The organism is Streptomyces sp. NPDC090741 (assembly GCF_044769045.1).
Lineage (GTDB): Bacteria > Actinomycetota > Actinomycetes > Streptomycetales > Streptomycetaceae > Streptomyces.
In genome coordinates this window covers 172,903-187,199 of the sequence record NZ_JBIVXF010000010.1, presented here as the reverse complement: position 1 = coordinate 187,199, position 14,297 = coordinate 172,903, and the positions used below count along the sequence as shown (strand labels likewise).

General features: G+C 68.9%; 13 protein-coding genes and 2 pseudogenes. 5 read left to right on the top strand and 10 right to left on the bottom strand.

Going from position 1 to position 14,297, the window contains the following annotated elements; genetic code table 11:
* Positions 1–244 precede the first annotated feature (244 nt).
* The gene (locus ACIQU4_RS26530; protein WP_403735449.1) at positions 245–1,816 is read left to right on the top strand and encodes an alpha/beta hydrolase; all 1,572 of its coding nucleotides are present in this window, start codon (positions 245–247) and stop codon (positions 1,814–1,816) included.
* A gap of 11 nt (positions 1,817–1,827) precedes the next feature.
* Here ACIQU4_RS26530 and ACIQU4_RS26525 read toward each other — a convergent pair whose 3' ends face one another.
* Entirely contained in the window at positions 1,828–1,944 is a 117-nt protein-coding gene (locus tag ACIQU4_RS26525; protein ID WP_403735446.1) for a LuxR C-terminal-related transcriptional regulator, read from the bottom strand.
* A gap of 357 nt (positions 1,945–2,301) precedes the next feature.
* Here ACIQU4_RS26525 and ACIQU4_RS26520 point away from each other — a divergent pair, with 357 nt between their 5' ends.
* Positions 2,302–3,147, top strand: coding sequence for an SAM-dependent methyltransferase (locus ACIQU4_RS26520; protein WP_403735443.1), 846 nt, complete (start codon positions 2,302–2,304; stop codon positions 3,145–3,147).
* Positions 3,148–3,430: 283 nt separating this feature from the next.
* Here ACIQU4_RS26520 and ACIQU4_RS26515 read toward each other — a convergent pair whose 3' ends face one another.
* The 3 genes from ACIQU4_RS26515 to ACIQU4_RS26505 all read right to left on the bottom strand — a co-directional run bounded on the left by ACIQU4_RS26515 (position 3,431) and on the right by ACIQU4_RS26505 (position 4,452).
* Complete coding sequence (locus tag ACIQU4_RS26515; RefSeq protein ID WP_403735440.1) at positions 3,431–3,718, bottom strand: hypothetical protein; 288 nt, start codon at positions 3,716–3,718, stop codon at positions 3,431–3,433.
* 162 nt (positions 3,719–3,880) lie between these two features.
* On the bottom strand, positions 3,881–4,141 hold the full coding sequence (locus ACIQU4_RS26510) for a hypothetical protein (RefSeq protein ID WP_403735437.1): 261 nt from the start codon (positions 4,139–4,141) through the stop codon (positions 3,881–3,883).
* The gene (locus ACIQU4_RS26505) at positions 4,138–4,452 is read right to left on the bottom strand and encodes a DUF6247 family protein (RefSeq protein WP_403735434.1); all 315 of its coding nucleotides are present in this window, start codon (positions 4,450–4,452) and stop codon (positions 4,138–4,140) included. The genes ACIQU4_RS26510 and ACIQU4_RS26505 overlap by 4 nt, the downstream gene beginning before the upstream one ends.
* Before the next feature lie 360 nt (positions 4,453–4,812).
* Here ACIQU4_RS26505 and ACIQU4_RS26500 point away from each other — a divergent pair, with 360 nt between their 5' ends.
* Positions 4,813–5,451, top strand: a complete 639-nt coding sequence (locus ACIQU4_RS26500; RefSeq protein WP_403735431.1) for an ATP-dependent Clp protease proteolytic subunit — start codon at positions 4,813–4,815, stop codon at positions 5,449–5,451.
* A gap of 1 nt (position 5,452) precedes the next feature.
* Entirely contained in the window at positions 5,453–6,055 is a 603-nt protein-coding gene (locus ACIQU4_RS26495; RefSeq protein ID WP_356812690.1) for an ATP-dependent Clp protease proteolytic subunit, read from the top strand.
* Positions 6,056–6,140: 85 nt separating this feature from the next.
* Here ACIQU4_RS26495 and ACIQU4_RS26490 read toward each other — a convergent pair whose 3' ends face one another.
* The 3 genes from ACIQU4_RS26490 to ACIQU4_RS26480 all read right to left on the bottom strand — a co-directional run bounded on the left by ACIQU4_RS26490 (position 6,141) and on the right by ACIQU4_RS26480 (position 9,080).
* Entirely contained in the window at positions 6,141–6,581 is a 441-nt protein-coding gene (locus ACIQU4_RS26490; protein WP_403735428.1) for a helix-turn-helix domain-containing protein, read from the bottom strand.
* A gap of 361 nt (positions 6,582–6,942) precedes the next feature.
* Complete coding sequence (locus ACIQU4_RS26485; protein ID WP_403735425.1) at positions 6,943–7,230, bottom strand: hypothetical protein; 288 nt, start codon at positions 7,228–7,230, stop codon at positions 6,943–6,945.
* Between the two features lie 257 nt (positions 7,231–7,487).
* Entirely contained in the window at positions 7,488–9,080 is a 1,593-nt protein-coding gene (locus tag ACIQU4_RS26480) for an ISL3 family transposase (RefSeq protein ID WP_403735422.1), read from the bottom strand.
* A gap of 337 nt (positions 9,081–9,417) precedes the next feature.
* Between ACIQU4_RS26480 and ACIQU4_RS26475 the strand changes: the two genes are divergently transcribed.
* Positions 9,418–10,203, top strand: coding sequence for a GNAT family N-acetyltransferase (locus ACIQU4_RS26475; protein ID WP_403735419.1), 786 nt, complete (start codon positions 9,418–9,420; stop codon positions 10,201–10,203).
* A gap of 38 nt (positions 10,204–10,241) precedes the next feature.
* Here ACIQU4_RS26475 and ACIQU4_RS26470 read toward each other — a convergent pair.
* From ACIQU4_RS26470 to ACIQU4_RS26460, 3 genes and pseudogenes are all read right to left on the bottom strand, one after another.
* Positions 10,242–10,352 (bottom strand): annotated as a pseudogene (locus ACIQU4_RS26470) (AAA family ATPase); the annotation flags it as partial.
* 1,097 nt (positions 10,353–11,449) lie between these two features.
* Positions 11,450–12,039: pseudogene (locus tag ACIQU4_RS26465) on the bottom strand (50S ribosomal protein L25).
* A 597-nt stretch (positions 12,040–12,636) separates the two neighbouring features.
* A complete protein-coding gene (locus ACIQU4_RS26460) occupies positions 12,637–12,966 on the bottom strand; it encodes a hypothetical protein (RefSeq protein ID WP_403735416.1) in 330 nt (109 codons plus the stop codon).
* Positions 12,967–14,297 lie beyond the last annotated feature (1,331 nt).

Here is a 14,297-nt window from a genome sequence, read left to right as displayed (position 1 = left end):
GGGTCACCACGCCCCGCGCAGTACTGCCCTCCCTCAGCAGGAACCGGACGCGTCGGATCTTGAGGGAGGCGACGACGCCGACGGTCTCCTCCCGGAGGAGGAGACCGGACCGGGCCGCAGGTCCCGGACCAGGGGGTGGACGGGACCGGGGTCCTCGTGCCCTTGGGCGATGTGCCGTACCAGGGCGGATTCCTAGCCTCGGGGCATGCGATCACACGAAGCGGACGATGCTCAAGGAGACCCCGTGACCACTCTCAGCCCCGCCGCACGCCGCGCCTTGGCCGTGGGCCTCACCCTCTCCGCCTGCCTCACGTCCTCCCCCGTCCTGGCCACGGCCGCCGAGACCCCCGCCCAGGACAGCTCCGGAGCCGGACTGGACCGGTACTACCGCCAGCACCTCGGCTGGGGCAGCTGCATCAAGGGCCCCGACGACACCACGGGCCGCGATCTGGACCAGGCAGGCGTGCAGTGCGCGGACGTGACCGTGCCCCTGGACTACGCCGACCCCCGGGGGCGCACGATCACCGTGGCGATCTCCCGGCTCAAGGCCACCGACACCCGCCACCGCATCGGCGCGATCCTCCTCAACAACGGCGGTCCGGGCGGTCCCGCGCTCCAGTCCCCGCCGCAGGCCCGTGCGTCGATGAAGGAGGTCGGCGCGCGCTACGACATCGTCGGCTTCGACCCGCGCTTCATCGGGCGCAGCACCGCGCTGGACTGCGGCTTGCCCGTCGGCATGACCTGGCTGTCCGCCGGCACCGGCCGGGCGGGCTTCGACCGCCAGGTCGCCCTGCAGAAGAGCCTGGCCGACAAGTGCCGGGCCACCGACGCCGCGGTGCTCCCGCACATCACCACCCGCAACACGGCCCGCGACATGGACGTCATCCGCGGCACGCTCGGCGAGCGGAAGATCTCCTTCCTGGGCTACTCGTACGGCACCTACCTGGGCACGGTCTACACGCAGATGTTCCCCGGCCGCCACGACCGGATGGTGCTGGACGGGGCGATCAACCCGAGCGACTACCGCCCCCGGCTGCTGAAGGGCACCGAGCGCGAGAACGAGAAGGCGCTGTCCGACTGGGCCGCCTGGGCCGCGGAGCACCACGACACCTACGGCCTCGGCCGCAGCCGCGCCGAGGTGCTCGCCGCCGTCGACCGCATCGTCGCGGCGGCCGCGCGCGGTCCGCTGACCATCGGCGCCGGCGCCGATGCCTTCCGGATCGACGACAGCCAGGTGCCGCTCCTCCTCTTCTCGGGCATCGCGGACGACACCGCCCCGGCGCGGGCGTCGTTCGGCGAGCTGCTTTCCGTACTGGCCAAAGCCGCGGAGGGCCGGCCGACGACGGTGCCGCCGATGCTCGTCCCGGAGCTCCGGTACGTGCTGCGCGGTGAGGGCGAGCCCACCGGCGCGCAGTCCGCCGTCATCTGCGGGGACGTGGCCGCCGCGCGCGATCCCGAGCTCTACTGGCGGGACATCGAGCGCAACCGCATCGCGCACCCGCTGTTCGGCGCTCTGACCAACAACATCAACCCGTGCGCCTTCTGGGACTCGCCGCGCGAAGAGCCCACCCGGGTGCGGCGCGATGCCCCTGCACTGATCGTCGCCGCCACCGGTGACCCGCGTACGACGTACAAGGGAAGCGTCGAGCTGCACAAGCAGCTGCCGAGCTCCAGGCTGGTCACCCTCGAGGGCGCCAACCGGCACGCCCTCTTCGGGCGCTACGGCAACGCGTGCGTGGACGACCAGGTCAACCGGTACCTGGCCACCGGCAAGCTGCCGGCGAGGGACCGGACCTGCGTCAAGCAGGCGGGGTAGCGGCCCGCGGTTCACGTTCCGAGTGCGCGGGCCAGCAGCATTCTGCGGTTGTTCGTAGCGGTCTTGGCGAACACCGACTTGAGGTGGTCCTGCACGGTGTGCTCGGAGACGAACATCTGGCGGGCCACCGCGTGGCTCGCCCGCCCTTCACCAGATGGCTGTCACCGAGGAGATCCAGCGAGACGCTCTCACGTCGCCCGCCCGCCCCCACGACCTCGTAACTCCGCCGATCCGGCGGGCCGGCCCGGACTGCAGACACCGGCACGGCCGCCGCATTCGCCGCCACTCAAGCTCGTTCCCCGCGCACGAGGCAGAACGGGGGCTCGCAGGTACGTCGAGATACTGTCCGATGGCCCGGTGCGCGCCGGGGTGTTCGCCGGGATGGCTGGTTTGGTGTTCCTGTTTCCTGCCCGGGGCCCGGTTACTCTCGCGCCGAGCATCTGCGCCGGCTGTGGTAGCCGGGTCCCGACAAGTGAGGGCGTGAGATGACCAGTCTTGACAGTGCGGCCAAGGCCTCTGCTGCAGCGGCCCGCTACTACGGCACAAGTGATGTCGATGCCTTCTACGGCACAGTGTGGGGCGGGGAGGACATCCACACCGGCGTGTACATCCATCCCCACGAGCCGCTCGCCGTTGCTTCCCGCCGTACCGTCGAAGTCGCAGCGTCGAAAGTCGCCGGCCGTCTCGGGCCCGGATCCGTGGTCCTCGACCTCGGATCCGGATACGGGGGACCCACCCGCTACCTGGCCGAAACTTTCGGCTGCCAGGTCGTCGCCCTCAACATCAGCGAGGCCCAGAACGAGCGCCACCGCAAGACCAATGCCGAGCTCGGCCTCGACGGGCTCATCAAGGTCGTCACCGGATCGTTCCAGGACATCCCCTCCCCTGACCGGCACTTCGACGTCGTGTGGTCGCAGGAGGCCTTCTGCCACAGCGGAAACCGGGAAGAACTCCTCTCAGAAGCCGTCCGTGTCCTCAAACCCCAGGGGCACCTCGTATTCACCGACCTGATGGCGGCCGACCACACTCCACCCCAGGCGCTGCGCCCTGTGATCGCCCGCCTCGAGGTCGACGGGTTCGCCACCCCCGCCTTCTACCGGCAGCAACTCACCGCCCTGGGGCTGGCCTCAGTCGACTTCGACGACCGCAGCGACCAGATGCTCACCCACTACCTCCGCCTCACCGAGGAGACACGACAGCGGGCCAAAGAACTCCAGGGCCTCATCAGTCCCGCCTACCTGCAAGGCCTCCTCGAGAATCTGCCGCTCTGGGTGGAAGCCTGCCGCAACAACCTGACCAGCTGGGGCATCTTCCACGCTCACCGCCCCTGACCACAAAATGTCTGAACGGACGCCGGAGGAGGACCGCCGACGGGCCCTGGCCGAGGTGGTGCTCGCCCAGGCCGCCGAGCGGCCCCGGATCCGGAACTGCGCGCGATCGTCGCCGAAGGCCTCCAGGACATCTACTGCAAGGACGGCGGAACCCGCGCCGACCACCTCGAAGTCGAATTCACCGACATCGACTACATCAACGTCTCGTTCTGCAGAAACCACGACAGCCCATCCCTGCGAACCAGGTGGGGCGGCCCCGCGGGGCCGCCCCACACCCGTCTCGTCACCCCGGGCCGAGGGTCTCCGTCCCGTAGTTTCGGGCGTTGTACTGCGCAGCCCAGTCGGCGACGTCGGAACAGTCGACTGGTGGGAAGGCGAGGTCGGGCACCAGGCGGAGCGCCTCGCGGACGTTCACACCCGGGTGCATCTGGCGGACGTGAGCGCCGGCCCGGGCCATCGCCAGGTCCAGCCGCCCGCCCTCGAGGACGATCTCACCGAGTGCCCCGCACTGCGCGCACCGGACGTACGTCACCGCGACCGGGGCCCGCATCCCGAACGGCAACCACTCCATCTCCATGCCATGCCCAACGCGGCCAGGTCACGCCGAACACCGCCGAGCCAGCCAGCAGAGGGGGTTAAGCATGTTCGACTTCTCATGAGGAGGCCCCGTGAACCGGACGAGACAGCGAGGCTCCCGGGGCGACGGCTCGGCCGACTCGCGGTAGTCGGATAGCTAGCCGAGCCAGACGATGTCCAGGACGGACAGGTGCCGTAGCGGACGGTTGACGAAGTAGATGACGGACAGGCGGCCGGCGGACGCGATCCGGACGTCTTCGCCTTCGGGGTCAGCGGGGTCCCACTGGCGGGAGCCCCGCGGGTCGGCCGCGGCAGCGTCGAGCAGGTCCCACACCATCTCTTCTGCGTGTTCGGGGAGGGCGGCGAGGACCTTCGCAGCCGGCGACGAAATGCGGACCGCGCACGGCTGCAGGCTCACCGGCGCCGCCGACCGCGGAGCTCGGCCATGTCCATGAACCCGGCCTCGTCGCGGCCGGAGGCCACGAACGCGTCGACCGAGGGGGCGGAGGCGAGACGGGCCTGCCAGGCGTGGACGACCTCGTACAAGGTGGTCAAGGAGAACGTCCGGCGCGACTCCTCCAGCGCCGCCGCCCACTCCGCCTCGAACGCCGGCACCCACCGCGCGGCGCGGCGATCGGCGCGCAGCTGCGCGAGGAGTTCGGCCGGCGCGCCGGGCGCAGGCGCGTACGGGGCAGGGGCTGCGGGGGTGTGGTCGGGCTGGGCGCTCATCGGCTCCTCCTGCGGCGGGTGCTACCGACCACCGTAGAACGAGATGGCCCAGGCCGTGGAGGCTCGGGCAGATACGGCACCGTTCCCCTGCTCCATGCCGCCGTCCAGGGCGCAGCACCCGGGACGGGAGTGCACCTTCTACGCCCGGGTCTTCGAATCTTCCGCACGACGCAGGGCGTTCACCAACGTTCACGACAGGTCGTCGGAATCCAGGTCCTAGGCGCCGACCGCTTCCAGGTACGAGTGCCGTGACGTCGTGTCCGCCCGTGGCGGATCTGCCGGGGGCAGAGGAACGGCGTCCGGGGGGTTCCCGAGGTCAAGAGTGGAGTCGACGGCATCACCCCTCGACAAGGAGAAGAGATGGCTCCCCTCACCATGCTCGCGCCCCGCGCGGAGGAGGGCGACACACCGCCCGGCCACTTCGACGACCACCTCGCGGCAAGGCTGCTCGACCAGCGAATCGTCCTCCTCGGCACCCAGGTCGACGAGGTGTCGGCCAACCGGGTGTGCGCGCAGCTGCTGCTGCTGTCGGCGCAGGACCCGCGCTCCGACATCAGTCTGTACGTCAACAGCCCCGGCGGGTCGGTCACCGCGGGTCTCGCCATCTACGACACGATGCGGCTCATCCCGAACGACGTCTCGACGCTGGCGATGGGCTTCGCCGCCAGCATGGGCCAGTTCCTGCTCACCGTGGGGACGCCCGGCAAGCGGTTCGCGCTGCCGAACGCGCGGATCATGATGCACCAGCCCTCGGCGGGCATCGGCGGTACCGCCGCGGACATCGAGATCCAGGCGGAGAACCTCCAGTTCACCAAGAAGGCCGTCGAACGGATCACCGCCCAGCACACCGGGCAGAGCGAGGAGACGATCGCGCGGGACGGCGACCGGGACCGCTGGTTCACGGCCGAACAGGCCAGGGAGTACGGGATGGTGGACCGGGTGGTGGAGTCGCTCGCCGACATCCGCCCGGCCACGCCGCGCCGACGGACGGGGCTGTGACATGGGGTCGTACACGGTTCCCTACGTGATCGAGCGGACCGCGCAGGGCGAGCGGTCCTACGACGTCTTCAGCCGGCTGCTGAACGAGCGGATCATCTTCCTCGGCACCGAGATCGACGACGGGGTCGCCAACGTGGTCATCGCGCAGCTCCTGCACCTGGAGTCGGCGAGCCCGGAGCAGGAGATCTCGATCTATCTCAACTCACCCGGCGGATCGTTCACTTCGCTGATGGCGATCTACGACACGATGACGTTCGTGCAGGCGCCGATCTCCACCTTCTGCGTCGGTCAGGCGGCGTCGACGGCGGCGGTGCTGCTGGCGGGCGGAGATCCCGGGCGACGGTTCGTGCTCCGGCACGCGCGGGTGCTGCTCGGCCAGCCGGCCAGCGGCGGCCGGCAGGGGACGGTCTCCGACCTCAGCCTCGCGGCCAAGGAGATGGTCCGCGTCCGCTCGCAGGTGGAGGAGGTCCTGTCCCGGCACACGCACCACGACGTGGCGACGCTGCGCGCGGACATGGACCGGGAGAAGGTGTTCACCGCCGAGGAGGCCGTGGCCTACGGGCTCGCCGACGAGGTGCTGAGCCGACGGTTCGCGTTCGTCTGAGCCCGCGCGGCCGTGGCCGAGGGCCAGCGAGCCGGCCGGTACGGCGGGGGCGCGCCCCGTCGTACCGGCCGTGGGCCCGGTCCGGTCAGGCGGCGAGGCAGAAGCCCTTGTACTGCGCCGTGGGTGACGTGGGTGACGTGCGGCCCCGGACCACCCGGTTCCGGGCGTGCCGGGCCAGCTCGTCACCGGCGAGCAGCAGCAGGTCGGCGAGGCCGAGCCCGAGGGCCTGGGCGGCTGCCGCGAGCACCTCGGAGGATGCCTCCTTGCGTCCGCGCTCCACCTCCGACAGGTACGGCATCGAGATCCGGGCCGCCTCCGAGACGTCCTTCAGCGTGCGCTCCTGGGCGAGCCGCTCGCGCCGCAGCACGTCGCCGACGAGGTCACGCCACAGAGGCTCCCTCGGCGCGCGTGGCTGTGGACCCCCCACGGGTCGCCGCGGTGCGCCGGCCGCCCCGCCGGAACCAGGCGACGGGGCCTGCGGGCGCAGGGAGATGACGCGGGACTCGTTCGGCGCATGAGTGCTCACCCCCTCACCCTAAGGATCCGGGGCGCGGGGGGAAGGGAGTGGCCTTCTGCCCTGGGTGAAGCCGCGCCGGTGCCTGGGGCGACGCGGGTCCGGACGCTAGAGCGTCCACAATGTCGGTCGGTCGTTACTCCGTTCGTGGTGCGACGTCGTCTGCGCCGCCCTACGGGGCCGGGGTGAACTCCACGTCGGTGCCACCGCAGCCCGCCGCGATGTCCAGCAGCCGATCCCGCTCCAGCTCGTCGACCGCCAGGCCATCTCTGGAATGTGGATGAGAAATGGGTTCTGGCACAGATCTTGGGGAGTGATCACGGAGGGTAACTGTGTCGTTCGATTACAGGGAACGGGCACGAGGCCGGGTCCGTCAGCGTTCACGCATCCTGGTCCACCACCAGCCGTCCATTGCCCACTCGATGTAGTTGGGCTCCGGCAAGGTGCGGCGCTCGAATTCCTCATCGATGCGCGTGATCAGTCGACCCAAGTCCCGTTTGGCTCCGGGAGGAAGGTGCAGCATCGCCCGCTCCAGATCGTCACGAGCGTCTTCCACCTCTATCCCAGGCGAGCAGGCCTCGGAGGCGTTCAGGTAGCGGCCCTGTTGCTTGAAGGCCCACTCGAAGCGAGAGAGCGCATTCGCGACCGCGTTGGACCACATCTCCTGGTCTTCGACCCGGCGGATCGCTGCACGAGTCCGCGCGGAGACACCGCGGACCCTCAGGACCGGATACTGCCATCGTGGCCGCCACCGCTCTGCACGGACGGCCTTGGGACGCCTACGCGGCATCGCCCTTTCGGATCAACATCAGGCCATCCTGCCACGGCTGGGCACCTGGATGGACCCCCGATTCACACACCCGCGGCAAATATCCCTATTTCTCGGTTTTGTGCAGGTCTTGGGAGCGTCTCGGAGTGCTACTGGAGCAGGATCATCTTGCGGAGCAGTCCGAATCCGGCTCGGCCGTAGAGCTGCCGCTTGATCTTCTTGATGCGGTTGACGGCGCCCTCGATGCTGCCGGAGCTCCAGTCGAGAGTGAGCCCGGCGGTCACGGCGTCGAGATCTCGGAGCAGATGGAGCGCGAAGCCGGTGAGACCGGGTTGCTGGCTGGCGTCGACTGCATCGATCCAGGTGGGGAGCGTGGCGCCGAGGCGGTCGGTGAGTATCTCGCCGAAGTCGCGGACATGTCCGGCTGCCGTGTCCAGTTCGGGGCAGCGTGCCAGGACCTCCTTCAGGCCGGCCCGGGCTTCCTCGGTCAGGGTCGCGGGGTGACGGGTGATCCAGCCGGTCACCTGCCGCACTGTCGGCGGCCGGGGCGGTGCCCCGGATGGGACCCCGCGCAAAGTGGCAATGTACGCGCGGACCATGCCGTAGGTGACAGGAGCGCGCTCGGCAACCAGCTCGCCGTGCAGCCGGGTGACGCTGGTGCATCCTTCGACGAATCGCCGCTCCAAGTAGGGCTTGTAGGGGTCCAGCCTGCTCGGTCGGGGCCGGTTATCGCGGAAGGTGTCCTGCCAGCGTGCGGCATTCGCGTACCGGAGCACGGTGTTGAGGCCCCAGCCCAGGTGCCGAGCGATAGCCCGGCGTGAGTACCCCTGGGCAAGGAGCTCGTGGACCAAGGCATGTGCTGCCTTCTTCCGCTCGGCCCGCCGGCCGACGGGCGCCGAGTCGCCCTGCGGCCGGCCGGCAGCCGCTCGGGTGGCCTCCGGCAACATGCCGCTGGGTGAAGGATTGCGCAGGCAGTCGCGATGGGCGGCGACGCAGGTCTCCACGGCTCGGCCGAGGCCCTGCCATAGATGGAACCGGTCGGCGACCTGCAGAGCGTCGGGGGCCCCGCGGCGGGCACCTTCGGCGTAGGCGCCCGCCCGGTCCCGGCAGATGATCTCCACGCCGGGGTGGCGGATCAGCCAGTCGGCCAGTGGCCCGGCTTCACGGGTCGGGAGCACGTCGATCACGCGATGGTCTTCGACGCTGGTCAAGATGGTGGAGTAGGTCTGGCCGCGGCGGATCGCGAAGTCGTCCATGCCCAGCACCCGCGGAGTACCGAACTGCGGATCGGGCAAGGCCATGACCCTGCGTAACAAGGTCATCCGGCTGGCTCCGAAGCCCAGCTGGGCAGCCAGCCGGACGCCGGCCCGCCCGGCCAGCGCGAGCCCCACTCGTTCCAGGGCGTGGTTGAGCCGCGTGGTGAACCGTGCGTGCGGGGCGGCGAGCCGGGAGAACGACTCGGCGAACGTCCGGCGCGGGCAGTCCGCCGACCCGCAGATGAAACGTCGAACCGTCAGCCGGATCACAAAGCCCTGCTCAGCGAGCGGTAGATCCTTCAGCCTGCGCTGGTAACGGTCGTGGACTCGCTTCGAGAAGCGGCCGCAGTCAGGGCATGTAGCCCCGGCAGCGCGGCCCCTCGCCACCACCTCGACCGTGCCGAACGCGGACGTGACCGCCTCGACATCCACATCGTCGATCCCCTCGAACACCAGCGAGTTCCAGAACGGTGCATCGGTCTGCATGACCAGCACCATCACCGTCCACGACTGACCTCAGCAGCGGCCGGCCAGCACCTGAGGGAGCGTCAGCTCCGGTCTTCGGACGACAAGGCGTACGTGGTCTCACGCGATCCCCTCTCCTCGCAATCGAACATGGAGGTAACGCTCGGCGACGACTCCCCAAGATCTGTGCCAGAACCGAGAAATGACGGCACTGTGTGGATGCGAACGTGGGGACGGCCAGCCGCCCGCAGGGCGGCTGGCCGTCGAGGCAGGTAGCGGCAGTGAGAGAGCGCAGCCCTGGTGTTTGCGCGGCTTCGGCCGGCGTTTAATCACTTGACCCGGTCCGTACGGTGTTCGGGTGAAGGACACTCAGATCAACGAACTCCGCACCGCGTATGACGCCCAACTCCGTGGTGTCACCCCGCCTGGCGGCAGCGCGCGCATCGAAAGAGACGGCCCGTTGACCCGTGTCGTCGGGTGGCACCGTGGCTTCGTCACGGGCCCACGCGACCTCGGTGTTTACGGGGCAGAACTCGACACGCTCATAGCGCGGCAGCGTGACTTCTACGCTGCCCGTGGTGAGGCGGTCGAATGGAAGACTCGCGCCCATGATCTCCCTGCCGACCTCACCGACCGACTCACGGCGGCCGGCTTCATCGCCGAGGACAGCGAGACCGTGCTCATCGGGCAGTCCGCAGATCTGGCCGCAGACCCCGTCCTGCCCGACGGCGTGACCCTCCGCCGTGTCACCGCCAGGTCAGACCTCCAGCGGATCGCCGCCATGGAAAGCACCGTCTGGGGCGAGGACTGGGGCTGGCTCGCCGACGACCTGGCCGCCCGGATCGAGAACGCCCCAGAGGACACCGTCGTCCTCGTCGCCGAGGCACGCACCGAAGTCGTCTGCGCCGCCTGGCTGGTGTTCAAGGACGGCATCGACTTCGGCGGCCTCTGGGGCGGCTCAACGCTCAAGGAATGGCGCGGAAAGGGCATCTACCGGGCCATGGTCGCCTACCGAGCCCAACACGCTGCTGCCCGCGATGTCCCCTACGTCTACGTCGACGCCTCAGCCGACAGCACTCCGATCCTCACCCGCCTTGGCCTGCACGCGGTCACCACGACGACGCCGTATGTGTGGTCACCCTGAGCCCAGCCGGCCTTGACGGGCTCTTCGGCTCGTGCGCGGGTGCTGGCGAGGCGGTAGGAGTCGGTGCCGGTTTCGATGATGGTGCCGTTGAAGGTGAGGCTATCGACGATGGCCACTCAGAGACGGGGGTCGGTGAAGGTCTTGGTCCAGTGTCGCCCATCACCCGCTCACCCAAACTGCACAACCCCAGGTCAGCAGCATGACGACTCCTCAGATTCACTGGTCGACGACAGCCGCCCTCGCGGAGCTTGGGCGTGGACTGGGCGCGTGACCGATGCCCCCGTGCCATGACTGACGGGAGACTTCTTCGTTTCCTGTGAGCCGTTTCCTCCCGATCGCCGGGTCGTTGGCCTCGTGTACCGCTGACCGACGTGCAGTGGGCGCAGTGAGAGCCTCTGTTGTCGGATCGAGTACCGTCCCTCCGCCTCCAAGGGAGCCCCACCGTGAATCCACACCTGCGCCTTCTCTTCTGAGCCGTCGTCGGCGCCGTCCTTCCGATCGTGCTGCTACCGGCCAACTCCGCCGCCGCAGCCAAGACGACACGGGTGGTCTTCGACACCGACGGTGACCACCCCTTCACCGCCCCCTCGGGCGTCAAGAAGATCCACGTCACCGCCATCGGCGGCGGCGGAGGCGGTAACGGAGGAGCGTTCGGCCAGGGCTCCGGCGGCGGTTCCGGAGCGGCAGGAATCACGATCACCTGCGACATCAACAACTCCCCCGGTACGAAGCTGACCGTCCGCATCGGCTCCGGCGGCGCACCCGGGAACGGAGGCGACCCCGGCCACGAGGGCGGGTACTCCATGCTCAGTCTGCCGGGCTGGTCCGACACCACGGGCTACATCGCACTGGCCAAGGGCGGCGCGGGCGGAGGCGACGCCACCGGCACCGGGCCCGGCTCTGGCGGCAAGACAGGCTCCGGCAGCAAGTGCAGGCTGGACCAGAACGTCAAGATCACTAATCACGACGGTTATACGGGCGGCAGGCCCAGCGGGGGAACTCCCGGCAAGGGCGACGGCGAGACCAACGCCCAGGCCCCGCGCGACTGTGAGGGCCAGGGCAACGGCGGCTCCGGCGGTGAGGGAGGAGACCGCGAGGGCGGCCACACCACACCGGTGCCCACGGCCACGGCGGCTGCCTCATCATCGCCTACTGACCCTCCGCCGCTTCGAAGGACGCCCCCGCCCCGGGATCTCGCCGGACGCGGGGTCCTCTTCGTACGCCAGGTCAGGCAGGCCGGCGCGACTCAGACTTCGGCATCCCCGGCAGCCGGTTCCGCGTGCCGCGCGGCCACGATCTGGATGACGATCGCGTCGGGGCCGATGGCCAGATCCGTACCGCCCGGCAGGATGACGCCCTTGGCCTGGATGGAGGCACCGGCCCCCAGGCCCTCGACGGACACAGTGACGGAGACCGGGATGCGATCGGGATCGGCCTCGACGGGGAGCGCGTTCAGCACCTGCTCGACCAGGTGGTCACCGGGGCCAGTTCGCCCTCTGTCTCGACCGCGGCCTCGACCATCACCCTCTCGCCGGGCTTGACGACGAGAAAGTCGACGTGGACCGGGAACCCCCTGAGAGCCTCGCGCTGGACAGCCTTCGGGATGACGTGCACGGTCTTGCCGTCGACATCCAGGGAATGGTCGACATCCAGGGAGCTGACTGTGTTCGGAGTATGCAGGGCCGTCATCAGTTCGCGGCCGTCCATGGCCACATGGACCGGCTCGGTGCCGTGACCGTAGATGACGCCGGGAACCTCGTTCAGGCTGCGGAGTTGGCGGGCGTAACCCTTGCCCGATCCGGTATGGGGCTTGGCGGTGAGCTTGACCTGAGACATGCGCACTCCTCGTAGAGCCTGAGACGGTCCACCCGGCCACGACCCTCGCCGGGCAGCCTGACCAGCGTATGCAGCAGGGTTCCGGGGGGGATTCCCACCGTGCAAACGCCGCTGCCTCGTCCCTGACGCGAGACAGCCCGGCCCGTGGGCTTCGCCCACCACACACGTGCGGCCCCGGATTCACCCGCACGAGATCACGGCCTGGAGGTCCTAGCCGTGCCCGTCCGAGCGGTACCGTCCTGAGAGACACCTCCAGATCCCGGAAAATCCCAAAGATCACCGGGGGCACCGTCCCAGCGGACTACGTTGCCCCCATGCTCACCCACCTGCCCGTGGATCACGGCGCGGCCACCACCCGCTACGCGCCGGCGGGCACTTGACCGTCCCGATCCCGTCTGTAGTCAGGACTCCATTGAGATTCGGGCCGGCCGTCGGGCTTCCAGTCCGTCGGCAGCGATGATCTTGAAGTTGAAGTCCACCCCAGCATCCGCGGAACAGCCGCAGCGAGGACCGGCCCCCCTACGGGCTGATCGACGACGAAACCACGTCAGAGGGCGACGGCCTCCCGCAAAGCCCGCCGAATCCGCCTGCAGACCGTCAAACCCTGATACCCGCACTCATGTCTCCGCCTGGGCCCAAGCACGCCCAGGACCGCCACTTCAGAGCGCGCCAGGGTCCGTAGGGCTCCGCGTCGCGGACGGCGTCTTCGTGGACCTGGCGGACCGTGGCCCGCACCCGTTTGTTCGCGGCCTGGGCCCGGCGCTGGAGCAGCGTGGCGTCCTGCCAGTGCCCGCGCCACTCCTCCACGAGGGCGGCGTCGGCGCGGAACTTCGCGGCGGCCGGCCTGTCCAGGCCGCTGGGGGTGGTGACGACCCGGAGGGATTCCAAGAGCGCCTCGAGGAACGGAAACCGCTTGCCGGTGCTCATCTCAGTCAGGCCAGTCGTGGTCAGGCGCGGCCGCACCGAGTCGGCGGCGACCATGGCGTAGGAGGGGGACCCGCCGGATAGGTGGACAGGTTCAGCTTCTCGGCGAAGGCAGCCAGCGCGGCCTCGTAAGCCTCGATCGCCTCACAGTCCTGCGGCTCGACCCCGGGTGACTCGGCTGCCATCAAGCCAGCCCCGACCCGACGAATCTCACCTCGGGCGTCAACGGCGATCTTCTAAGAGAGATCGCCCCTCGGCGACCGTGGTGGTCAGGGCCTCTCAATATGGCCACAGGATAGCTTTCCATTTCAATAATTGACGCGACGACTACGCGCTACCGAAACGCCCGAATGCTCTTTAGGCCTGCGACCCAGGATGCACTAACTGGGTGCCCGATTTAGGCTTTGACTGATGCCGCCATCTATGAGTCACGGTGAACGCCGGGTCGACTCTGCGACGTCATCCCGACCAGCCGCCAAGAGGGGAGGCAAAGATGCGCCGCTCGCGCTATTTTCCCGCCGCCGGGATCTTACTGTGCGCCGCCCTAACATTTCCGTCCGCCTCGGCAGCGGGCACCACCGCACCTGCTGTGGAGAGGGCGCTACAGTACCGCAATACCCGGGCCATTGCACAGGAACCCCCTTGGTCGGGATGCGGCTACATGGAGTTGAACCAGCCCTATTGGCGAGGCCACTGTGATGGTTACCAGGTGGGTGAGCTAGCCGCAAAAAGGGCCGGCCGGAGCTGTTCCCGCTGGGGCCCTCCGCTGTTCCGGTCAACCACTACCTACGAAATGGGCTACGCCAGTGGCTACAGAGTTGCTTACAGGTACTACTACAAGGTGTACCTCAGCCAGAAAGCATGCAAGCTCCGGTCCGGACAGGATCCTCGCGGGCCCATTACCCGCTGAAAGCGACTGCCCACCTCAGAATGCGGTTTCGTTAACCACCATCCCGCTTGCGGGGATGACGGATACCACTGCCGCATCTTTCTCCCACACGGTCGCCGCAACCAGACCCTGGTCGTAAGCGACAGCAACTCACCTTTCAATTTCCCGAAAAGAAGAAACAACAAAAACAACAACAAGGGCTGTGGTCACAATGTGCTTGATCATGCCCTGATGAACGACCCTGCCCGAAAGGCGTCACGACCGCGGCCGGGCTGCCCCTTGAAGAGGGGACGAGATGACCAGTTCCCGCGTATCGGCCGTTCTGCGCCTCCCCGAGGGCCGGGACCGTCGCACCCGGGACGGTAGCGCTCGGCCTTGCGGCAGGGTGAAGAAGAAAGGCCTGTGAGGGCCTTCCGGGCCCCTGCTGCGCCCCTTCCGGCCCCAG